The sequence below is a fragment of the Herbiconiux moechotypicola genome (assembly GCF_024979255.1).
In the GTDB taxonomy this organism is placed as follows: domain Bacteria; phylum Actinomycetota; class Actinomycetes; order Actinomycetales; family Microbacteriaceae; genus Herbiconiux; species Herbiconiux moechotypicola.
Genome location: NZ_JANLCN010000011.1, coordinates 1 through 22117, shown reverse-complemented (window position 1 = coordinate 22117; position 22117 = coordinate 1). Strand labels below are relative to the sequence as shown.

General features: G+C 68.6%; 21 protein-coding genes and 1 pseudogene. 7 read left to right on the top strand and 15 right to left on the bottom strand.

Going from position 1 to position 22117, the window contains the following annotated elements:
- Window positions 1-3: 3 nt before the first annotated feature.
- Window positions 4-1602, bottom strand: a complete 1599-nt coding sequence (locus N1031_RS15980; RefSeq protein WP_259480743.1) for an ABC-F family ATP-binding cassette domain-containing protein — start codon at window positions 1600-1602, stop codon at window positions 4-6.
- A gap of 190 nt (window positions 1603-1792) precedes the next feature.
- Between N1031_RS15980 and N1031_RS15975 the strand changes: the two genes are divergently transcribed.
- Window positions 1793-2383, top strand: coding sequence for a biotin transporter BioY (locus N1031_RS15975; RefSeq protein WP_259480742.1), 591 nt, complete (start codon window positions 1793-1795; stop codon window positions 2381-2383).
- Window positions 2384-2485: 102 nt separating this feature from the next.
- Here N1031_RS15975 and N1031_RS15970 read toward each other — a convergent pair whose 3' ends face one another.
- The 8 genes from N1031_RS15970 to N1031_RS15935 form a co-directional block, all read right to left on the bottom strand.
- The gene (locus tag N1031_RS15970) at window positions 2486-3391 is read right to left on the bottom strand and encodes a DUF559 domain-containing protein (RefSeq protein WP_259480741.1); all 906 of its coding nucleotides are present in this window, start codon (window positions 3389-3391) and stop codon (window positions 2486-2488) included.
- 214 nt (window positions 3392-3605) lie between these two features.
- Window positions 3606-3935 (bottom strand): metal-sulfur cluster assembly factor, encoded by a 330-nt coding sequence (locus N1031_RS15965; RefSeq protein ID WP_259480740.1) that lies wholly within the window; start codon window positions 3933-3935, stop codon window positions 3606-3608.
- A 4-nt stretch (window positions 3936-3939) separates the two neighbouring features.
- Window positions 3940-4704 carry a Fe-S cluster assembly ATPase SufC gene (gene sufC, locus N1031_RS15960; RefSeq protein ID WP_259480739.1) on the bottom strand — a complete coding sequence of 255 codons (765 nt, stop codon included), beginning with the start codon at window positions 4702-4704 and terminating at the stop codon, window positions 3940-3942.
- A gap of 4 nt (window positions 4705-4708) precedes the next feature.
- Window positions 4709-5035, bottom strand: coding sequence for a non-heme iron oxygenase ferredoxin subunit (locus N1031_RS15955; RefSeq protein ID WP_259480738.1), 327 nt, complete (start codon window positions 5033-5035; stop codon window positions 4709-4711).
- Window positions 5028-6170, bottom strand: coding sequence for a Fe-S cluster assembly protein SufD (gene sufD / locus N1031_RS15950; RefSeq protein WP_259480737.1), 1143 nt, complete (start codon window positions 6168-6170; stop codon window positions 5028-5030). Before sufD ends, N1031_RS15955 begins: the two co-directional genes overlap by 8 nt.
- Window positions 6171-7589: a Fe-S cluster assembly protein SufB gene (gene sufB / locus N1031_RS15945; protein ID WP_259480736.1), complete on the bottom strand. Its 1419-nt coding sequence runs from the start codon at window positions 7587-7589 to the stop codon at window positions 6171-6173.
- 127 nt (window positions 7590-7716) lie between these two features.
- Window positions 7717-8682: a COX15/CtaA family protein gene (locus tag N1031_RS15940; RefSeq protein ID WP_259480735.1), complete on the bottom strand. Its 966-nt coding sequence runs from the start codon at window positions 8680-8682 to the stop codon at window positions 7717-7719.
- Between the two features lie 9 nt (window positions 8683-8691).
- Window positions 8692-9621, bottom strand: coding sequence for a heme o synthase (locus N1031_RS15935; RefSeq protein ID WP_259480734.1), 930 nt, complete (start codon window positions 9619-9621; stop codon window positions 8692-8694).
- A 137-nt stretch (window positions 9622-9758) separates the two neighbouring features.
- Here N1031_RS15935 and tkt point away from each other — a divergent pair, with 137 nt between their 5' ends.
- The 6 genes from tkt to pgl are packed head-to-tail and all read left to right on the top strand — an operon-like array spanning window position 9759 to window position 17956.
- Window positions 9759-11849 carry a transketolase gene (gene tkt, locus N1031_RS15930; RefSeq protein WP_259480733.1) on the top strand — a complete coding sequence of 697 codons (2091 nt, stop codon included), beginning with the start codon at window positions 9759-9761 and terminating at the stop codon, window positions 11847-11849.
- A 29-nt stretch (window positions 11850-11878) separates the two neighbouring features.
- Complete coding sequence (gene tal, locus N1031_RS15925) at window positions 11879-12991, top strand: transaldolase (protein WP_259480732.1); 1113 nt, start codon at window positions 11879-11881, stop codon at window positions 12989-12991.
- A 10-nt stretch (window positions 12992-13001) separates the two neighbouring features.
- Window positions 13002-14606 carry a phosphoglucose isomerase-related protein gene (locus tag N1031_RS15920; RefSeq protein ID WP_259480731.1) on the top strand — a complete coding sequence of 535 codons (1605 nt, stop codon included), beginning with the start codon at window positions 13002-13004 and terminating at the stop codon, window positions 14604-14606.
- A gap of 45 nt (window positions 14607-14651) precedes the next feature.
- Window positions 14652-16193 carry a glucose-6-phosphate dehydrogenase gene (gene zwf / locus N1031_RS15915; protein ID WP_259480730.1) on the top strand — a complete coding sequence of 514 codons (1542 nt, stop codon included), beginning with the start codon at window positions 14652-14654 and terminating at the stop codon, window positions 16191-16193.
- The gene (locus N1031_RS15910) at window positions 16190-17161 is read left to right on the top strand and encodes a glucose-6-phosphate dehydrogenase assembly protein OpcA (RefSeq protein WP_259480729.1); all 972 of its coding nucleotides are present in this window, start codon (window positions 16190-16192) and stop codon (window positions 17159-17161) included. The genes zwf and N1031_RS15910 overlap by 4 nt, the downstream gene beginning before the upstream one ends.
- Window positions 17162-17185: 24 nt before the next feature.
- Complete coding sequence (gene pgl, locus N1031_RS15905; protein ID WP_259480728.1) at window positions 17186-17956, top strand: 6-phosphogluconolactonase; 771 nt, start codon at window positions 17186-17188, stop codon at window positions 17954-17956.
- Between the two features lie 92 nt (window positions 17957-18048).
- Here the strand turns inward: pgl and N1031_RS15900 are convergent, their stop codons facing one another.
- From N1031_RS15900 to N1031_RS15875, 6 genes and pseudogenes are all read right to left on the bottom strand, one after another.
- Complete coding sequence (locus N1031_RS15900; RefSeq protein WP_259480727.1) at window positions 18049-18414, bottom strand: RNA polymerase-binding protein RbpA; 366 nt, start codon at window positions 18412-18414, stop codon at window positions 18049-18051.
- A gap of 44 nt (window positions 18415-18458) precedes the next feature.
- Window positions 18459-18710: a preprotein translocase subunit SecG gene (secG, locus tag N1031_RS15895; protein ID WP_259480726.1), complete on the bottom strand. Its 252-nt coding sequence runs from the start codon at window positions 18708-18710 to the stop codon at window positions 18459-18461.
- Window positions 18711-18808: 98 nt separating this feature from the next.
- Window positions 18809-19597, bottom strand: coding sequence for a triose-phosphate isomerase (gene tpiA, locus N1031_RS15890; RefSeq protein ID WP_259480725.1), 789 nt, complete (start codon window positions 19595-19597; stop codon window positions 18809-18811).
- A complete protein-coding gene (locus N1031_RS15885) occupies window positions 19588-20802 on the bottom strand; it encodes a phosphoglycerate kinase (protein ID WP_259480724.1) in 1215 nt (404 codons plus the stop codon). The genes tpiA and N1031_RS15885 overlap by 10 nt, the downstream gene beginning before the upstream one ends.
- Before the next feature lie 95 nt (window positions 20803-20897).
- Window positions 20898-21905 carry a type I glyceraldehyde-3-phosphate dehydrogenase gene (gap, locus tag N1031_RS15880; RefSeq protein WP_259480723.1) on the bottom strand — a complete coding sequence of 336 codons (1008 nt, stop codon included), beginning with the start codon at window positions 21903-21905 and terminating at the stop codon, window positions 20898-20900.
- 105 nt (window positions 21906-22010) lie between these two features.
- A pseudogene (locus N1031_RS15875) lies at window positions 22011-22117 on the bottom strand (Fe-Mn family superoxide dismutase); the annotation flags it as partial.

Here is a 22117-nt window from a genome sequence, read left to right as displayed (position 1 = left end):
GGCTCAGGCCAGGCTGATCAGCTCCGCGTAGTCCTTGTTCCAGTGGTCCTCGACCCCGTCGGGCAGGATGAGCACGCGCTCGGGGTTGAGGGCCTCGACGGCACCCTCGTCGTGGCTCACGAGCACCACGGCGCCCTCGTAGTGGGCCAGCGCATCCAGGATCTCGTCGCGGCTGGCCGGGTCGAGGTTGTTCGTGGGCTCGTCGAGCAGCAGCACGTTGGCACCCGAGACGACGATCATCGCCAGCGCGAGCCTGGTCTTCTCGCCGCCCGAGAGCACGCCGGCCGGTTTGTGCGAGTCGTCGCCCGTGAACAGGAACGACCCGAGCACCCGCCGCGCCTCGGTCTCGGTGAGGTTCGGCGAGGCCGACACCATGTTCTCGAGCACCGAGCGCTTCACGTCGATGGTCTCGTGCTCCTGCGCGTAGTAGCCGATGCGCAGTCCGTGCCCGGGCTCGAGCTGCCCGGTGTCGGGCTTGTCGACGCCGCCGAGTATGCGCAGCAGGGTCGTCTTGCCCGCACCGTTGAGCCCGAGCACCACCACCTTCGAGCCGCGGTCGATGGCGAGGTCGACGGCGGTGAAGATCTCGAGCGAGCCGTAGCTCTTGGAGAGGTTCGACGCCATGAGCGGCGTGCGCCCGCAGGCGGCCGGCGTGGGGAACCGCAGCTTCGCCACGCGGTCGACCGCGCGCACCTCTTCGAGACCGGAGAGCATCTTCTCGGCGCGCGCCACCATCTGGTGGGCGGCGGCGGCCTTCGAGGCCTTGGCGCCGAAGCGGGCGGCCTGCAGCTGCAGCTGGCTGGCCTTCTTCTCGACGTTGACGCGCTCCTTCTTGCGGCGCTCCTCGTCGGCCTCGCGCTGCTTGAGGTAGTTGCGCCAGTTCATGTTGTACACGTCGATCACCTGGCGGTTGGCGTCGAGGTAGAACACGCGGTTCACGGTCTCGCCCACGAGCTCGATGTCGTGCGAGATCACGATGAACCCGCCGTTGTAGCTCTTCAGGAACTCGCGCAGCCACACCACGCTGTCGGCGTCGAGGTGGTTGGTGGGCTCGTCGAGGATGAGCGTCTCCGCGTCCGAGAACAGGATGCGCGCGAGCTCGATACGGCGGCGCTGACCACCCGAGAGGGTCTTCAGCGGCTGGTCGAGGATGCGGTCGGGGAGGCTCAGGTTCGAGGCGATGGAGGCCGCCTCCGCCTCGGCCGCGTACCCGCCCAGCGCATCGAAGCGCTCGGTGAGGGTGCCGTAGCGCTTCATCGCCTTCTCGCTCACCCGCGCATCTGTCGACGCCATCTCGAGGCTGGCCTGCTCCATGCCGAGCAGCAGAGAGCCGAGTCCGCGGGCGTTCAGGATGCGCGTGCGGGCCAGCTCCTCGGGGTCGCCGGAGCGTGGGTCTTGCGGCAGGTAGCCGAGCTCGCCCGAGCGGTGCACGGCGCCGTCGGAGGGCAGCAGGTCGCCGGCGAGCACCTTGGTGAGAGTGGTCTTGCCCGCCCCGTTGCGGCCGACCAGCCCGACTTTGTCGCCGGAACCGACTCGGAACGACACGTCCTCCATGAGGGTTCGTGCGCCGACCCGGATGGCCAGGTCTGTAACGCTGAGCACAGAGAAATCCGTTTCTTTCGTTGCGTTGCCACAACGCGGGGTGGGGGGTGGTCTTCTAGTATATTTCGTGGACGCGGGTGCTCCGGCGCTCGGTAGGGCCTCGCGCCTGGCGTCCTGTGCCTGTCCGCCCGTGCTGGTTCGAGTGTTCTCGTCCAGCTATGGCGGAACCGCCGATCCCCTTGGAGACCGAATGTCAGCCCAGTCCCCCGCCGTCGGCCGCATCACGCTCGCCGACCGCCTGGTCACCCGCAGCCTCGCCACCGACATCGCGCTGGTCGCGGGCGGTGCGGCGTTCACCGGTCTGCTCGCGCAGGTGGCCGTGCCGCTGTGGCCGGTGCCCATCACCGGGCAGACGCTGGCCGTGCTGCTCGTGGGTTCGACCCTCGGAGCCCTCCGCGGTGTGCTGTCGATGGCGCTCTACGCCGTGCTCGGCGTGGTGGGCGTGCCGTGGTTCAGCGACGCGGCCTCCGGCTGGCACGTCATCGCCGGTCCCACCGGCGGCTACATCATCGGCTTCATCGCGGCCGCCGGCCTCACCGGCTGGCTCGCCCAGCGCGCGTGGGACCGCAAGGTTCTCGGCGCCTTCGTCTCCTTCCTCGCCGGCACCGGCGTCACCTTCGCGGTCGGCCTCCCCTGGCTCGCCGCCTCCCTCGGACTGAACCTCGAGCAGACCCTCCAGGCAGGCCTCTACCCCTTCATCATCGGCGGCATCATCAAGGCCCTCCTCGCCGCCGGCATCATCCCCCTCGCCTGGCGCCTCACCTCCCGCCGCTCCCGCTGACCCTGCGGGCCCCGGCCCGTTCCGTCGACTTCGCCACTCGAGGCGGCATCCGAGCTCTAGAGAGCGGAGTTGCACGCCTCGAGTGGCGAAGTCGTTTCTCGGTCACCGCCCGAGCGGCACGGTGCGACGATGCCGCGCGCTCCACCGGTGGTCGCCGCGAGCGACGATGCCGCGCACCGTGGCGAGCACCCGCTCCTGTTCGTGCACGACGTGCTGGTAGCTCAGGCGCAGGACCTTGTACCCACGCTCCGCCAGAGCGAGGTCGCGTCGTTTGTCGGCGGCGAATGACCGGGCGTCCGAATGCCATTCGCGCCCATCGGTCTCGATGACGAGCCTGTCGCCGACGAGGAGATCGACGCGCCCGACGCCGTCGATCCGCACCTGGACTCGTGCGTGGATGCCGACGGAGCGCAACAGCAGGCGAACGAGGGACTCGAGGCCCGATTCCGCGCGGCCGTCACAGATCACGAGGTACCGCGAGAAGGTCGCCGGAAGCGGAGCGAGCAGGCTCTTCACCTGCTCCGGGCGCATCAGTCGACGGAACATGACCGAATCGAGGGTCGCTACGGCGTCGCGCCACTGCTGGCACTGAACCGCGTGCACCAGAGCGTTCGCCACGTCGTCGAGCGCGCCCCTCGGCTCAGGGAGCGCGAGCCGTGGCCAGGTACGGTGCAGCGTCGCGTTCTGTCCTGCATCGGGGAGGTTCTTGGCGAACCGTGGCACGCGCACATGGATTGCGGCGGGACCAGCGTCCGTGGCCCCTGCGCCGGCCCCGACCCACACCTGCCGTCGAGCGAGTGCTGAGACGCACGAGAGCACTCCTCCGCAACGCACCGCCGCGATCAGCTCTGGGTCCGCATCCGGACGCGCCACCCACCCTCGACGCACGCGAAACAAGCGGCCTTGCCGAATCGCACGGTCGACCTCGATGCGAGAGAGCGCTGTATGAAGGTGGGCCGCAGCCGCGACACCACCGAGCGCGTCGAGCGCACCATCGAGTGAGGACATGATCCGATCATCGTGTCGTGACGCGCCGGGAGTCAGCACCAAGGCTGCAGCTGTGGATAATCTGCGCGAACGGCGGTGCTGTGGAGAAATGGACTTCGCCACGCCACAAGCGATCCGACCCGAATAGGGGTGCGATTGCGGTGTGGCGTGGCGAAACAGGAGTACAACTGCCCGGACCGGCGCGGGCGGCGGCGCACTGCGGCGCGGCGCGGCGTCAGATGGAGAAGCCGAGGGCGCGCATCATGTCGCGGCCGTCGTCGGTGATCTTCTCGGGGCCCCACGGTGGCATCCACACCCAGTTGATGCGGAACTGCGCCACGATGCCGTCGAGCGCCTCGGCGGTCTGCTCCTCGAGCACGTCGGTGAGCGGGCAGCCGGCCGAGGTGAGCGTCATCGAGATGACCAGTGCGTCTTGCTCGTCGTCCCACCCGAGGTCGTAGATGAGACCGAGGTCGACGATGTTGACCCCGAGCTCAGGATCCATCACGTCTTTCAGCGCTTCTTCGACCTGGTCGAAGAGCTTCGGTTCGAGTGTCGTGACCATTTCGTTATCCTACGGTCGAACCCTCGAGAAAGCGATCGTAGCCCTCGTTCTCGAGCCGCACGGCGAGCTCGGGCCCGCCCTGCTCGGCCACCTTGCCGGCCACGAACACGTGCACGAAGTCGGGCTTCACATAGCGCAGGATGCGGTTGTAGTGCGTGATGAGCAGCACGCCCATCCCGGTCGCCTCCTTGGCGCGGTTCACACCCTCCGACACGATCTTGAGCGCGTCGACGTCGAGCCCGGAGTCGGTCTCGTCGAGCACCGCGAACTTGGGCTTCAGCAGCTCGAGCTGCAGGATCTCGTTGCGCTTCTTCTCGCCGCCCGAGAAGCCCTCGTTGACGTTGCGCTCACGGAACGACTTGTCCATGCGCAGTCCCGACATCGCCGCGTCGACCTCTTTGAGCCAGCTCCGGATGGGCGGGGCCGCGCCGTCGATGGCGGTCTTCGCCGTGCGCAGGAAGTTCGCGTTCGACACCCCGGGGATCTCGACCGGGTACTGCATCGCGAGGAAGAGCCCCGCCCGCGCCCGCTCGTCGACCGAGAGGTCGAGCATCTCCTCGCCGTCGAGCGTGACGGAGCCGCCCTCGACGTGGTACTTCGGGTGCCCGGCGATCGCGTACGCGAGCGTCGACTTGCCCGAGCCGTTGGGGCCCATGATGGCGTGGGTCTCGCCCTGGCCGATGGTGAGGTCGACGCCGCGGAGGATCTGCTTGGTCCCCTGCTCGGTCTCGACGCTCACCTGGAGGTCTTCGATCTTCAGAACCGACATGCTGCTACTCAATCACTTTCGTCACGGTGGGGTCGATGTAGATGTCCCCGTCGATCACCTCGATCTCGAACACGGGGACGGGCTCGTAGGCCGGCAGCGTGAGCGGCTTGCCGGTGTCGAGCGAGAATTTGGAGCCGTGGGCCCAGCATTCGAGCGTGTCATCCTCGACGAAACCCTCGGCGAGCGAGATGTCGCCGTGGGTGCAGGTGTCGCCGATGGCGTGGCACTCCCCCGCCGAGTCCTTCACGAGGGCGATCGCCACGCCGCCCACGACCACGCGCAGGGCCTGGTTCACGGGCACGTCGTCGAACGCGCACACCTTCTCAGCCACGCACGCCCTCCGCGGCCACGAGCTCGGCCTCGACGGCCGCCGAGATGCGCTCCTCGAGCGCGGGCGAGCCGATCTGCTGGATGATCTCGGCGAGGAACCCGCGCACCACCAGTCGGCGCGCCTCCTCCTCGGTGATGCCGCGCGACTGCAGGTAGAACAGCTGCTCGTCGTCGAACCGTCCGGTCGACGAGGCGTGCCCGGCGCCGACGATGTTGCCCGTCTCGATCTCGAGGTTCGGGATGCTGTCGGCGCGCGCCCCCTCGCTGAGCACGAGGTTGCGGTTCTGCTCGTAGCTGTCGGTGCCGTCGGCGTGCGGGCCGATGAGCACGTCGCCCACCCAGACCGTGTGCGCTCCCGCACCCTGGAGGGCGCCCTTGTAGTTCACCCGGCTGCGCGTGTTGGCGGCCTGGTGGTCGATGTAGGGGCGCTGCTCGAAGTACTGGCCCGAGTCGGCGAAGTAGAGGCCGAAGGAGTCGATGGAGGCGCCCTGCTCGACCAGGTGCACCGACGGGTTCACCCGCACCGCGCGGCCGCCGAGCGACACGATCACGTGCCGCAGGTTGGCGTCGCGGCCCACGCGCGCGAAGTGGTTCGACAGGTGGACGGCGTCGTCGTCCCACTCCTGCACCGTCACGACGGTGAGCTGTGCGCCGTCGCCGACCACGATCTCGACGTTCTCCGCGAGGTTCGCGGCGCCGTTCTGCTGCAGGATGACGATGCCCGAGCTGTGCGGCCGCGCCTCGACGAGCACGTGCGCGGCGCGAGGAGCGGAGCCGAAGTGCGAGCGGGTGACGACGAGCTCCTCGGCGGGCTCGCCCGACACCACGATCGAGAGCACCTTCTCCACGCTCGACCACGCGTTGGCCGCGGCGCGGTCTTCGGGAAGGCCCGCGGAGCCGACCCGCGCATCCGAGGCGTCGATCCACTCGACGGCGGTGCCGGCCGACTCGGTGTAGCCGAAGGCGGTGGGCGAGCCGTCGAGCGCACCGTCGGTGAGGTGCTTCACGGCGGCGAGCGGAACGAACTTCCACTCGAACTCGAGTCCGGTGACGGGGGCGAAGTCGTCGACGGAGGCGGAGGCGAGGCGCTCCGAACGGGTCTGGACGGGAACCAGGGCGGGTGCAGCGGGTGACATCTAGCCGACGGAGCCTTCCATGCCCATCTCGATGAGCTTGTTGAGTTCGAGTGCGTACTCCATCGGGAGCTCGCGGGCGATCGGCTCGATGAAGCCGCGCACGATCATGGCCATGGCCTCGTCTTCGGGGAGGCCGCGCGACATGAGGTAGAACAGTTGCTCCTCGGAGACCTTGGAGACGGTGGCCTCGTGGCCGAGCTGAACGTCGTCGACACGGATGTCGATGGCCGGGTAGGTGTCCGAGCGCGAGATGGTGTCGACCAGCAGCGCGTCGCAACGCACCGTGTTCGCCGAGTGGTGGGCGTTCTCGGCCACGCGGATCTCGCCGCGGTACCCGGCCCGGCCACCGCCGCGCGCGATCGACTTCGACACGATCGACGACTGCGTGTAGGGCGCCATGTGGATCATCTTGGCGCCCGCATCCTGGTGCTGGCCCGGCCCGGCGAAGGCGACCGAGAGCGTCTCGCCCTTGGCCCGCTCGCCGGCGAGGTAGATCGACGGGTACTTCATCGTCACCTTGGAGCCGATGTTGCCGTCGATCCACTCCATGGTGGCGCCCTCGTGCGCGATGGCGCGCTTGGTGACGAGGTTGTAGACGTTGTTCGACCAGTTCTGGATGGTCGTGTAGCGCACCCGAGCGTTCTTCTTGACGATGATCTCCACCACCGCGGAGTGCAGCGAGTCGCTCTTGTAGATCGGCGCCGTGCATCCTTCGATGTAGTGCACGTAGGAGCCCTCGTCGGCGATGATGAGCGTGCGCTCGAACTGGCCCATGTTCTCGGTGTTGATGCGGAAGTAGGCCTGCAGCGGGATCTCGACGTGCACGCCCTTCGGCACGTAGACGAACGAGCCGCCCGACCACACCGCGGTGTTCAGCGCGGCGAACTTGTTGTCGCCGGCCGGGATGACGGTGCCGAAGTACTCGGTGAAGAACTCGGGGTGCTCGCGGAGCGCGGTGTCGGTGTCGAGGAAGATGACGCCCTGGGCCTCGAGGTCTTCGCGGATCTGGTGGTAGACCACCTCGGACTCGTACTGCGCGGCGACGCCGGAGACCAGGCGCTGGCGCTCGGCCTCGGGGATGCCGAGCTTCTCGTAGGTGTTCTTGATGTCTTCGGGGAGGTCGTCCCAGGTCTGCGCCTGCTTCTCGGTGGAGCGCACGAAGTACTTGATGTTGTCGAAGTCGATGCCCGAGAGGTCGGCGCCCCAGTTCGGCATGGGCTTGCGGCCGAACACCTTGAGCGCCTTGAGGCGCGTCTGCAGCATCCAGTCGGGCTCCTTCTTGAGCTCGGAGATGTTGCTGACGACGGCTTCGGAGAGCCCCCGGCGGGCGGCCGCACCGGCGGCGTCGGAGTCGGACCAGCCGAACTCGTACACCCCCAGGTTCTCGAGTTCCGGTCGGTCGATGAGCACGTCTGACACGACTGACTCCCTTCCTTGCTGCTGCGAACCTCTGTCACCTGTGTGCGCTGTTCAACGGTGCGGAGGTCTTCGGCATTCCACCTACGCGCCGAGATATCTGTCGGGCCGGGATGCCGGTGGGGTGAACCTACGCGTGAACAGCGGGTTCGTGAGCTTCCAGTGTATACGGCTGCATGCCCTTGGGGGCCCAGAGAGTGGGATGCAGATCGAGCAGAACCCGCAGCACGCCCACCCAGACGAGAGCGGAGCCGAGCAGGTGCAGCACCACCATCCACTCGGGAAGCCCCAGGAGCGCCTGCGCGATGCCGATCGCGGCCTGCGCGACGACCACCACGACGAAGGTGAGCACGCGCCGCCGGGCGAGCCGGGCCTGCGGGATGCGCCACACGGCGGCCAGCAGCACGACGCCGAGGGCGAGCACGGCGACGCCGAGCACACCGTGCACGATCGTGACGTGCTCCCACACGAAGGCCATCCGCGGCACTTCGGCCGAATCGCCCGCGTGCGGTCCGGTTCCGGTCACGAGTGTGCCGACCACGATGAGCACGGCCGTGGCCGCGACCAGCCACCAGGATGCGGCACGCACCCAGCCGGGGAAGGTCACACTCGCCTGCTGGCCGCGATGGGCACGGTGCCAGGTGAGCGTGGTGGTGGTGAGCAGCGCGATCGCCATGAGGAAGTGCATCGCGACGACCCAGGGGTTGAGCTCGGTGAGCACCGTCACTCCCCCGGCCACGGCGTTGGCGACGACGAGCCAGAACTGCGACCAGGCCAGCCGGGTCATGCTGCGTTCGCGCGGCTTCTGCAGGCGGGCGGCGACGATGGCCCAGCCGACGGCGGCGATGAGCACACCGGTGAGGGCCCGGTTGGTGAACTCGATGAACCCGTGGATGCCGAGTTCGGGCGTGGTCGTGAGCGAACCGTCGTCGCAGGCGGGCCAGGTGGGGCACCCGAGGCCCGAGCCCGTGACGCGCACCACGCCGCCGGTGATGATGATGAGGATGCTCACCACGAGCGCGGTGGTCGTTCCCCAGCGGAGTGCCCGGGGGGTGAGCGTGACGCGGTCGGCGATCCAGCCGAAGGGGGTCTGCACGACGGCCTCCTAGAAGCGCAGCAGCGGGACCAGCGGGTCGATCGCCACCGCGAGGAAGATGAGCGTGAGGTAGGTGATGGAGCCGTGGAACACGCGCATCGGCTTGATCGTGAGATCGCGGATCGACCGGCTGTAGAGACGGTGCGACTCGTAGAGGAACCAGGCACCGGCCGCGATGGCGGTGGCGGAGTAGATGATGCCCATGTGACCGACCGGGATGAGCAGCAGCGAGCAGGCCACCATCGCCCAGGCGTAGAGCACGATCTGCAGGCCCACCACCACGCGGCCGCGAACCACGGCGAGCATGGGCACGCCGGCGGTCTTGTAGTCGGACCGGTACTTCATCGACAGCGGCCAGTAGTGCGGCGGCGTCCAGAGGAAGATGACGCCGAACAGGATGAGGGCCTCCCACGACAGCGAGTTCGTGACGGCGGCCCAGCCGATGAGCACCGGCATGCAGCCCGCGGTGCCGCCCCAGACGATGTTCTGCGGGGTGCGGCGCTTCAGCACGAGGGTGTACAGCAGCACGTAGATGAGGATGGCGACCAGCGAGAGCGAGGCGGCGAGCAGGTTGGTGAAGACTGCGAGCCACACGATCGACGCCACGCCGACGGCCCAGGCGAACACGAGCGCCTCGCGGTCGCTCAGCACGCCGGTGACCAGCGGGCGGTTCGAGGTGCGGTCCATCACGCGGTCGATGTCGCGGTCGAAGTAGCAGTTGAACGCTCCGGCCGAGCCGGCCGAGAGCGCGCCGCCGATGAGCGTGGCGAAGACGAGCCAGAGATCGGGGATGCCACCCTGGGCCAGGATCATGACCGGAACGGTGGTGACGAGGAGGAGCTCGATCACCCGTGGCTTGGTCAGGGCGATGTAGCCCTTGACCTTCTCCGACGGGCTGATACGCCGTTGCTCGATCCGGCCGTCAACCGCTACGTCCATTACTCCTCTTTACCTGCCGGCCAATTCCCCGTGACAAGTCTAGGGGATGGCGGCAGCCGCCTCCGCGGCCCTCTATATGATTGACGCGGATCGGTTCCCGTTCTGAGGGACCGCAATCGAGAAGGGTTCGACACCTCGTGGCTTCACTCCAATGGGATTCCATTGACGACAAGGCGGTCACGACCGCGAAGATCCTCGCGGCCGATGCCGTGGAGAAGGTGGGCAACGGCCACCCGGGCACGGCCATCAGCCTCGCCCCCGCCGCCTACCTCCTGTTCCAGAAGGTGATGCGGAAGGACCCGAGCGACCAGCACTGGATCGGGCGCGACCGCTTCATCCTCTCGGTCGGCCACTCGTCCCTCACCCAGTACATCCAGCTCTACCTGGGCGGTTTCGGCCTCGAGCTCGACGACCTCAAGGCGCTGCGCACCTGGGGTTCGCTCACGCCGGGTCACCCGGAGTACGGCCACACCGACGGTGTGGAGATCACCACCGGCCCGCTCGGCCAGGGTCTGGCCTCCTCGGTCGGCTTCGCCTATGCGCAGCGGTTCGAGCGCGGCCTGTTCGACCCGGATGCGGCACCCGGCACGAGCCCGTTCGACCACCACACCTACGTGATCGCCGGTGACGGCGACATGGAGGAGGGCGTGACCTCCGAGGCCTCGTCGCTCGCGGGTCACCAGCAGCTCGGCAACCTCATCGCGATCTACGACTCCAACCAGATCTCGATCGAGGACGACACGAACATCGCCTTCACCGAAGACGTGAAGGCGCGCTACGAGGCGTACCACTGGCACGTGCAGGTGGTCGACTGGAAGAAGACCGGTCAGTACGTCGAAGACGTGCAGGCGCTCTACGAGGCGATCGAGGCGGCCAAGGCCGAGACCTCGAAGCCGTCGCTCATCATCCTCAAGACCATCATCGGCTGGCCCTCGCCCAAGAAGCAGAACACCGGCAAGATCCACGGTTCGGCCCTCGGCGCCGACGAGCTCAAGGCGCTGAAGGAGGTCGTGGGCTTCGACCCCGAGCAGAACTTCTTCGTGGCCGACGAGGTCATCGAGCACACCCGCGGCCTCGTGGCCAAGGGCGCCGAGGAGCGCGCCGAGTGGCAGAAGGGCTTCGACGCCTGGGCCGCCGCCCACCCCGAGAAGAAGGCTCTGCTCGACCGCCTCGAGGCCGGCGAGCTGCCCGAGGGCGTCGAGTCGGTGCTCCCGGTGTTCGAGGGCGGCAAAGAGGTCTCCACCCGCGCCGCCTCCGGCAAGGTCATCAACGCCCTCGCCGAGGTGCTGCCAGAGTTCTGGGGCGGTTCGGCCGACCTCGCCGAGTCGAACAACACGACCATCGAGTCGGGCGCGTCGTTCGTGCCCACCGAGCACTCCACCCACGAGTGGTCGGGCAACCCCTACGGCCGGGTGATGCACTTCGGCATCCGCGAGCACGCGATGGGCTCGATCCTCAACGGCATCGTGCTGCACGGCAAGACCCGTCCGTTCGGCGGCACCTTCCTCATCTTCAGTGACTACATGCGCCCTGCGGTGCGTCTGGCCGCGCTCATGAAGGTGCCCTCGATCTTCGTCTGGACGCACGACTCCGTCGCACTCGGTGAAGACGGCCCCACCCACCAGCCGATCGAGCAGCTCTGGGCGCTCCGCGCCATCCCGGGTCTCGACGTGGTGCGTCCGGCCGACGCCAACGAGGTCGCTCACGCCTGGCTCACCATCCTGGGCCGCCACCACAACCCGGCCGGCATCGCGCTCACCCGCCAGAACATCCCCACCTACACCCGTGGTGAGGGTGCGGCCTCGGGCGACACCTTCGCGTCGGCCTCGTTCGTGTCGAAGGGCGCCTACGTGCTCGCCGATGCGCCGAACGGCACCCCCGACGTCATCTTCATCGCCACCGGCTCCGAGGTGCAGCTGGCGGTCAACGCCCGCGAGATCCTCGCCGGCGAGGGCATCAACGCCCGCGTCGTGTCTGCCCCGTCGCTGGAGTGGTTCGAGGAGCAGTCCGAGGAGTACAAGGAGTCGGTGCTGCCCGCATCCGTCACCGCGCGTGTGTCGATCGAGGCGGGTCTCGAGCTCGGCTGGCGCAAGTACATCGGCGACCGCGGCCGCGCCGTGTCGATCGAGCACTTCGGTGCCTCGGCCGACTACAAGACCCTCTTCCGCGAGTTCGGCATCACCACCGAAGCGGCGGTCGAAGCCGCCAAGACCTCGCTGGCCCACTGAGCGCCGGCACCAAGGAGACAGAAGAAGTCATGACCGAAGCAACCCCCACCCAGCAGCTCTCCGCCGTCGGCGTCAGCATCTGGCTCGACGACCTCTCGCGCGAGCGCATCGCCTCCGGCGGCCTGCAGAAGCTGATCGACGAGAAGAACGTCGTCGGCGTCACCACCAACCCCACGATCTTCGCGGGCGCTCTCGCCAAGGGCGAGGCCTACGCCGAGCAGGTCGCGGTGCTGGCCAAGGCCGGCACGGATGTGACCACCGCGGTGTTCGAGATCACCACCGACGACGTCGCGGCCGCCAGCGACATCTTCAAGCCGATCTACGACGCCACCGCCGGGTTCGACGGCCGCGTCTCGATCGAGGTCGAGCCGGGTCTCGCGCACGACGCGCAGGGCACCATCGACCAGGCCAAGGCGCTCTACGCCAAGGTCGACCGCGAGAACGTGCTCATCAAGATCCCGGCCACGGTCGAGGGTCTCGAGGCCATCACCGCCACCATCGCGGCGGGCATCTCGGTGAACGTCACGCTCATCTTCTCGCTCGAGCGCTACCGCGACGTCATCAACGCCTACCTCGCGGGTCTCGAGCAGGCCAAGGCCGCCGGCCTCGACCTCTCGAAGATCCACTCCGTGGCGTCGTTCTTCGTGTCGCGCGTCGACACCGAGATCGACAAGCGACTCGCGGCGGTCGGCACCGACGAGGCGCTCGCCCTCAAGAGCAAGGCGGGCGTCGCGAACGCCCAGCTGGCCTACGAGGTGTACGAGCAGGCCTTCACCACCGAGCGCGCGAAGCTCCTGCTCGAGGCCGGCGCCAACAAGCAGCGTCCGCTCTGGGCCTCGACCGGTGTGAAAGACCCGAGTGTGCCCGACACCACCTACGTGGTGGAGCTCGCCGCCCCCGAGGTCGTCAACACCATGCCCGAGAAGACTCTCGACGCCACCTTCGACCACGGCGTCATCCGTGGCGACACCATCGACGGCTCCTACGCCGCCGCGAACAAGGTGCTCGACGCGGTCGCCGCGCAGGGCATCTCGTACGCCGAGGTGACCGAGCTGCTGGAGAAGGAGGGCGTGGAGAAGTTCATCGTCTCCTGGAACGAGCTTCTCGACACCGTCACGGCCGCCCTCGAAGCCGCGAAGTGACCTTCGAGCAGTGACCATCGCCATCCACGTCTCGGGCGACGCGAAGCGCGCCGTCGAGACGCACGTGCCGCTGCTGGCGGCCGATCTGGTGGCCTCGGGCATCACGGCGCAGGACCCCGCCCTCTGGGGTCCTGCCGCCGAGCCCGAGGCGGCGAAGCGGCTGGGCTGGACGGAGGCCGTCTCGGTATCCCGTCCGCTCGTCGCCGAGATCGCGGCTCTGCGCGAGGAGCTCCTCGCCGCGGGCGTCGACCACGTCGTGCTCGCCGGTATGGGCGGTTCGTCGCTCGCCCCCGAGGTCATCACCCGCACGCTGGGCGTCGAGCTGACTGTGCTCGATTCGACCGATCCCGGCCAGATCCGCGCCGCCCTGGCCGATCGGCTGGAGTCCACCGTCCTCGTGGCGTCGTCGAAGTCGGGCGGCACCCTGGAGACCGACAGCCAGCGCCGTGCCTACGAGTCCGCTTTCCGCGCCGCCGGCATCGATCCCGCCACGCGCATCGTCGTGGTCACCGACCCCGGTTCGCCGCTGGAGACGCACGCCCGCGACGCGGGCTACCGTGTCTTCCTCGCCGACCCGAACGTCGGCGGCCGCTACTCGGCCCTCACGGCCTTCGGCCTCGTGCCGTCAGGACTCGCGGGCGTCGACGTGGGTGAACTGCTCGACGAGGCGGAGGCCATCTCTCTCAACCTCGCCGATGACGGCGCCGACAACTTCGGGCTGATCCTCGGCGCGGTGCTGGGCGGCACCTCTCCGCTGCGCGACAAGATCGGAATCGTCGCCGACGGCACCCACATCGTGGGCTTCGCCGACTGGGCCGAGCAGCTGATCGCCGAGTCGACCGGCAAGTCGGGCAAGGGACTCCTTCCCGTCGTGCTCGACACGGAGTCACCCGAGCTCACCGAGTCGCTCGCCGACCTCCAGGTCGTGCGCCTGGTCGACAACGCCCACGCCTTCCACCTGCGCGAGCACCACCCCGGCGAACTTCTCATCAGCGGTTCGCTCGGTGCGATGTTCCTCACCTGGGAGTACGCCGTGGCCGTCGCCGGGCGCCTGCTCGGCATCGACCCGTTCGACCAGCCCGACGTCGAGGCGGCCAAAGCCGCCGCGCGCGCCCTGCTCGACGACCGGCCCGCGCCGGAGGCTCCGGCCTTCGTCGACGCCGGCATCGAGGTGCGGGGCACGGCCGCTGTGGTCGACGGAACCGACTCCGTGGCCTCCGCCGTGGAGAAGCTCCTCTCCGAACTGCCCGCCACCGGATACCTGGCCGTCATGGCCTACGTCGACCGCGTAGCGCATCCCGAGCTCGCCGAACTGCGCGACCTGCTCGCGGCCCGGGCCGGCCGGCCCGTCACCTTCGGCTGGGGACCGCGATTCCTGCACTCGACCGGCCAGTACCACAAGGGCGGCCCGGCCGAGGGAGTGTTCCTGCAGATCACCGCGAACGCCTCCGACGACCTCGAGATCCCCGACCGCCCGTTCACCTTCGGCCAGCTCATCCAGGCCCAGGCAACGGGCGATGCAGCGGTTCTCACCGAGCACGGCCGCCCTGTGCTCCGCCTCAACCTCACCGATGCGGCGACCGGTGCGGCGACCCTGCTCAGCGCTCTGCGCTGACGCCCGGCCGCCCGCCTCGCCGCCCGCCACGATCCAAGGAGTTCAATGCCTCCCGTCGAGATAACGCCGGAGTACAACCCGCTCCGGCTTCCGACCGATCGCCGACTCAACCGGATCGCGGGGCCCTCGGGTCTCGTGATCTTCGGTGTGACCGGCGACCTCTCCCGCAAGAAGCTGATGCCCGCGGTCTACGACCTCGCCAGCCGCGGTCTCCTGCCGCCCGGGTTCTCCCTCGTCGGGTTCGCCCGGCGCGACTGGGAGGACCAGGACTTCGAGCGCGTCGTGCACGACGCCGTGAAGGAGCACTCGCGCACCCCGTTCGACGAGGACGTGTGGCGTCAGCTCTCCGAGGGGATCCGCTTCGTCTCCGGCGAGTTCGACGACGACAAAGCGTTCGAGCAGCTGAAGTCGACCATCGACGAGCTCGACCGCGACCGCGGCACCATGGGCAACTACGCGTTCTACCTGTCCATCCCGCCGAAGGCGTTCCCGCTCGTCACCGAGCAGCTGCGCCGCTCCGGCCTGGCCGACCAGCAGGCCGACCGCTGGCGCCGCGTGGTGATCGAGAAGCCCTTCGGAAGCGACCTCACCACCGCCATCGAGCTGAACGACGTGGTGGAGTCGGTCTTCCCGCCCGACTCGGTGTTCCGCATCGACCACTACCTCGGCAAGGAGACGGTCCAGAACATCCTGGCCCTCCGCTTCGCCAACCAGCTCTACGAGCCCATCTGGAACGCCAACTACGTCGACCACGTGCAGATCACCATGGCCGAGGACATCGGCGTGGGTGGCCGTGCCGGCTACTACGACGGCATCGGCGCGGCCCGCGACGTCATCCAGAACCACCTGCTGCAGCTCATGGCCCTCACGGCCATGGAGGAGCCCATCTCGTTCGACGCCGCCGACCTGCGCGCCGAGAAGGAGAAGGTGCTGGCCGCGGTCAAGCTCCCGGATGATCTCAGCACCGTCACCGCCCGGGGCCAGTACTCCGGTGGCTGGCAGGGCGGCGAGAAGGTGCTCGGCTTCCTCGAGGAAGACGGGATGAACCCGCAGTCGACCACGGAGACCTACGCGGCCGTGAAGCTCGACATCGGCACCCGCCGCTGGGCCGGAGTGCCGTTCTACTTGCGTGCAGGCAAGCGTCTCGGCCGCCGCGTGACCGAGATCGCTGTGGTGTTCAAGCGCGCCCCGCAGTACCTGTTCGCCGAGAGCCAGACCTCGGAGCTCGGCCAGAACGCGCTCGTCATCCGGGTGCAGCCCGACGAGGGCGTCACGATCCGGTTCGGCTCGAAGGTGCCGGGCGCGGGCGTGCAGGTGCGCGACGTGACGATGGACTTCGGCTACGGGCACGCCTTCACCGAGGCCAGCCCCGAAGCCTACGAGCGTCTCATCCTCGACGTGCTGCTCGGCGACCCGCCGCTGTTCCCGCGTCAGAAGGAGGTCGAGCTCTCCTGGATGATCCTCGACCCGATCGAAGAGTACTGGGCGACCCAGGGTCAGCCCGAGCAGTATCGGCCCGGAACCTGGGGCCCCAGCTCGGCCGACGAACTGCTCGCCCGCGATGGAAGAACCTGGAGGCGTCCGTGATCGTCGACCTGCCCGACACCACGACCAGCAAGATCTCGAAATCCCTGGTCAAGATCCGCGAGGAGGGTGGTGCCGTCGCCCTCGGGCGCGTTCTCACCCTCGTGATCGTCACCTCGCTCGGTGAGGAGGAGGACGCCATCGAGGCGGCCAACGACGCCTCGCGCGAGCACCCGATGCGGGTGATCGTGGTCTCCACCGACGCGCACGACGACGGCAGCACCGGCCGCGGCGCCCGCCTCGACGCGCAGATCCGCGTGGGCGGCGACGCGGGGGCGAGCGAGGTCATCGTGCTGCGCGCCTACGGCGCCGCGGCGAGCGACCAGGAGGGGCTGGTGACGGGTCTCCTGCTCTCGGACGCCCCCGTGGTCGTGTGGTGGCCCGGTGCCGCGCCCGACGACGTCTCCGCATCCGACCTGGGCCGTATTGCGACGCGTCGCATCACCGACTCGTCGAACCAGGAGAACCCGAAGGAGGCGCTGCTCAAGCGCGCCGCGAGCTACAAGCCGGGTGACACCGACTTCGCCTGGACGCGCCTCACGTTGTGGCGCGCGCAGCTCGCCGCGGTGCTCGACCAACCGCCCTACCTGCCGGTGACCGCGATCGACGTGTCAGGCGCATCCGACTCGCCGTCCACGCTCCTGCTGGCCGCTTGGCTCCGCCACCAGCTGAAGGTGCCCGTGGCCTACGGCACGCTCTCGCGGGCGGCCAACGGCTCCAGCGGCATCCACGGCGTGGTGCTCACGCGGGAGAACGGGCCGATCGAGCTCGTGCGCGACATCCCCAACGTGGCGCGTCTGAGCCAGCCGAAGCAGCCCACCCACGACCTGGCGCTGCCGCGACGCAACCTCCGCGACTGCCTGGCGGAGGAGCTGCGCAGGCTCGACCCCGACGACCTGTATGGTGAAGTCATCTCCCAGGGGCTGGCCGAGTTGCTCGAGACGAACGACTCCGCCGGCGACCCGGTCTGACGACGACAGTGAAGGTGTAGCCCTATGACGACGGATCGCCGTGTGCTCGTCCACCCCGACAAGGAGTCGCTGGCCGGCTCGGTCGCCGCCCGGTTCATCACGAAGGTGATCGACATCCTCGACGAGTTCGAGGAGGCCCACATCGTGCTGACCGGCGGAACCATGGGGGCGGCGGTGCTCGCGGCGATCCGCGCGTCATCGGCCTCGCACACCATCGACTGGTCGCGCCTGCACTTCTGGTGGGGCGACGAGCGGTTCGTGCCGAAAGACGACGCCGACCGCAACGAGCTGCAGGCCCGTGAGGCGCTGCTCGACCACGTGCCCGTGGTGGAGTCTCAGGTGCACGCCTTCCCGGCCTCCGACGAGATCGCCGATCTCGACGAGGCGGCGCGCGTCTACGCGGCCGAGCTCGCCGCGGCGGCGCCGGAGGGCGCGCTGTACCCCCGCTTCGACATCATGTTCCTCGGTGTGGGGCCCGACGGGCACATCGCGTCGCTCTTCCCGGGCCACGACGAGATCCGCATCACCGACGCGACCGTCGTTCCGGTGCGCAACTCCCCCAAGCCGCCTCCGCTGCGCCTCAGCCTCACCCTGCCGGTCATCCAGTCGGCAGACCGCATCTGGATGGTGCTGGCAGGCGGCGACAAGGCCTCGGCCATCGGTCTGGCGCTCGCGGGTGCGAGCATCGACGAGGTGCCCGTGGCGGGCGCCGAGGGACGCAAGCGGACGGTGTTCTTCGTCGACCGCGAAGCCGCTGCCGAGGTGCCCGAGGGGCTCATCGCTCCGTCGTACTGAGTTCTGCTTCAACCCGAAAAGGGCACTCTCACGTCATTGTGAGAGTGCCCTTTTCGGGTTTCGGATGCTGTGGCCCGGGCTGAGCTATCGGCTCAGGAAGCGGCTGTCGTGCCCCGGCGCTCCCGCAGCTGCTGCAGGGCGTCTTCGAGAAGCTGCTCCGCCTCCTTCTCGGTGCGGCGCTCCTTCACGTAGGCGAGGTGCGTCTTGTACGGCTCGAGCTTCGCCACCGACGGCGGGTTGGCCTTGTCGCGACCGGCGGGCAGCCCCGACGTGGGGCAATCGATGGTCTCGGGGATCTCGTCGTCGGGCAGGTTGGCGGCGAAGTAGCGCACCGTCTCGTTGCCGAGTGCGTCCCAGTACGAGACCTGGATGCGCTCCGCGTGGAAGCCGCGATCCTGCTCCCCCATCGGACCTGCGCCGACTCGCGATCCACGGATCGCGCTTCCTCCAGATGCCATGTCTGTTTCCCCCTAGCTGGAAGTGACTGTGTTCGAGAACGGACTCAGAGACCCGAGTCGAACTTGGTGATAAGACCCAGGATGATGATGCTCGTCACCCAGACGAGCCCCAGGATCACCGTGATGCGGTTGAGATTGCGTTCCGCGACGCCCGAAGCGCCGAGGCTGGACGTGACGCCGCCGCCGAACATGTCGGAGAGCCCGCCGCCGCGCCCCTTGTGGAGCAGGATGAGGAGCGTCAGCAGGAGGCTCGTGATGCCGAGGATCACCTGGAGGACGACCTGAAGGATTTGCACTACTTGCCTTTCACAGACGGAGGAGCCGAATCGCTCCCCCGAAGACCACGGACAGTATACCGTGAGTCGTGCTCGGATCGGGCTTCCGCCCGGCGAGCTCAGACCCCGACGTGCTTCTGGTAGCGCACGATCGCGGCGAACTCGGCCACGTCGAGGCTCGCACCACCCACGAGCGCGCCGTCGACGTCGGGCTCGCGCATGAAGCCGGCGATGTTGCCCGACTTCACCGAACCGCCGTACAGGATGCGCGTGGCCGCGGCCGCGTCGGCGCCGAGCGCCTCGGAGACGACCGCGCGGAGGGCCGCGCACACCGTCTGCGCCTGCTCGGGCGTGGCCGCCTGGCCGGAGCCGATCGCCCACACGGGCTCGTAGGCCACGACCATGTCGGCGCCGGGCTTCAGGCCCTCGAGGGCCACCTTGAGCTGGGCCACCGGAACGGCGCTCGGCCCGAACTTCTCGAGGTCGTCGCTGGTCTCGCCCACGCACACGATGGGCACGATGCCGTGGCCGATGGCTGCCTTGGTCTTCGCCGCGACGATCTCGTCGGTCTCGCCGTGCAGCGTGCGCCGCTCGGAGTGGCCGATGATCACGTATTTCGTGTCGAGCTGGGCGAGGAACGCGCCCGAGATCTCACCGGTGTAGGCGCCGGACTCGTGCTGCGAGATGTCCTGACCGCCGTAGGCGAGGGAGAGCTTGTCGGCCGACACGAGCGTCTGCACCGAGCGGAGGTCGGTGAACGGCGGGAAGACGGCCACCTCGACGGCGTCGAAGTCGTGCTTTGCGTCGTCGAGAGACCACGCGAGCTTCTGCACGAAGGCGATCGCCTGCAGGTGGTCGAGGTTCATCTTCCAGTTGCCGGCGATGAGCGGGGTGCGGGTCAGGACCATCCGAGGACCTCCAGGCCGGGGAGACGCTTGCCCTCGAGGAACTCGAGACTGGCACCGCCTCCGGTTGAGATGTGACCGAAACGGTCGTCTGAGAAGCCGAGGGCGCGCACGGCCGCGGCCGAATCGCCGCCGCCGACCACGCCGAGGCCGTCGACCTCGGTGAGCGCCTGGGCGACGGCCTTGGTGCCGGCGGCGAAGGGGGCGAGCTCGAACACGCCCATGGGGCCGTTCCAGAACACCGTCTTCGACGAGGCGATGAGTGCCGCGAAGGCCTTCGCGGTCTCGGGCCCGATGTCGAGGCCGAGACCCGAGGCGCCGAAGGGCGTCTCCTCGATGGCGTCGGCCGGGGTGACCGCCACCTCGGCGTCGGCGCCGAACTTCGAGGCCACCACGATGTCGGTGGGCAGCACGATCTCGACGCCCAGCTCCTCTGCGGTGGCGAGGTAGCCGCGCACGGTGTCGAGCTGGTCCTCTTCGAGCAGGCTCGAGCCCACGGAGTAGCCCTGCGCCTTGAGGAAGGTGAAGAGCATGCCGCCGCCGATGAGGAGCGTGTTCACCCGGGGAAGGAGATGACCGATCACACCGAGCTTGTCGGAGACCTTCGAGCCGCCGAGCACCACGGTGTAGGGGCGCTCGGGGTTCTCGGTGAGGCGGTCGAGCACGTCGAGCTCGGTGGAGATGAGGAGGCCGGCGGCGCTCGGCAGCAGCTGCGCGAGGTCGTAGACGCTGGCCTGCTTGCGGTGCACCACGCCGAAGCCGTCCGAGACGAAGGCGTCGCCGAAACGGGCGAGCTGCTCGGCGAAGGCGCGGCGCTCCCCCTCGTCCTTGCTGGTCTCACCCGGGTTGAAGCGCAGGTTCTCGAGCAGGGCGATGTCGCCGTCGGCGAGACTCTCCACCGCCTCCTGTGCCGCCTGGCCCACGGTGTCGTGCGCGAACACGACGGGCTTGCCGAGCAGCTCGGAGAGCCGCTGGGCGACAGGCTCGAGGGTGTACTTCGTGTCGGGGGCGCCGTCGGGCCGGCCGAGGTGGCTCACCACCACCACACGGGCTCCCGCGTTGAGCAGGGCGTTCAGCGTGGGCAGGCTCGCGCGCACGCGCCCGTCGTCGGTGATGACCCCGTCCTTCACTGGGACGTTGAGGTCGCACCGCACGATGACGCGCTTGCCGGCGAGCGATCCGAGGGAGTCGAGTGTGCGCAGCGTCACGGATTCGCTTTCGATCGAGTCAGGAACCGGTGGCGCGCCTCGAGTGCGGGCGCGCCACCGGACTGAGGTGGTGAGGTGTCAGTGCTGGTGAGACGTCAGAGCTTACCGGCGACGTACTCGGTGACGTCGACGAGGCGGTTGGAGTAGCCCCACTCGTTGTCGTACCACGACGCGACCTTGACCTGCGAGCCGATGACCTTGGTGAGGCCGGCGTCGAAGATCGACGAGTGCGGGTCGGAGACGATGTCGCTCGACACGATCGGGTCTTCGGTGTAGCTCAGGATGCCCTTGAGCTCGCCCTCGGCGGCGTTCTTGTACGCCTCGTTGATCTGCTCGACGGTGGCCGGGGTGGTCAGCTCGACCGTGAGGTCGGTGATGGAGCCGGTCGGGACGGGAACGCGGAGCGCGTAGCCATCGAGCTTGCCCACGAGCTCGGGGATGACGAGGCCGAGGGCCTTCGCCGCACCGGTCGAGGTGGGGATGATGTTCGCGGCGGCGGCGCGCGCGCGGCGGAGGTCGCTGTGCGGGCCGTCCTGCAGGTTCTGGTCGGCGGTGTAGGCGTGCACGGTGGTCATGAGGCCGCGCTCGATGCCGAAGTTGTCGAGCAGCACCTTGGCCAGCGGGGCGAGGCAGTTGGTGGTGCAGGAGGCGTTCGAGATGATGTCGTGCACCTCGGGGTCGTAGGTGCCCTCGTTCACGCCGAGCACCAGGGTCGCGACGTCGCTGCCGGTGGCGGGAGCCGAGACGATGACCTTCTTGGCGCCGGCGGCGATGTGCTGACGCGCATCCTCGCTCTTGGTGAAGCGGCCGGTGGACTCGATGACGATGTCGACGCCCAGCTCGCCCCAGGGGAGGTCGGCGGGGTTGCGCTCGGCGAGCACGATGATCGGCTTGCCGTTCACGACGATCTTGTCGCCGTCGAGCTCCACCTTGGCGTCGAGACGGCCGGTGATCGAGTCGTACTTGAGGAGGTGGGCGAGCGCCTTGTTGTCGGTGAGGTCGTTGACCGCGACGATCTCGAGGTCACTCCCCTTCGCGAGGGCGGCGCGGAAGAAATTGCGACCGATGCGGCCGAAGCCGTTGATGCCGATCTTGACAGACACGGAGTACTCCTGTTGCTGGGGCCCGTGAGGGCAGTGGTGGTGGGGTAGCTGGGGAGAAGGATGCGGGGCCCGCGCTCGTGCGCCGGCCCCGGCATCCCGCATCGGTTATGACAGTACCAGCAGGCCTTCGGTCTTGGTGCGGGCGGCGGCGAGCCGCGAAGCGACGTTGGACCAGTTGGCGATGTTCCAGACGGCCTTGATGTAGTCGGCGC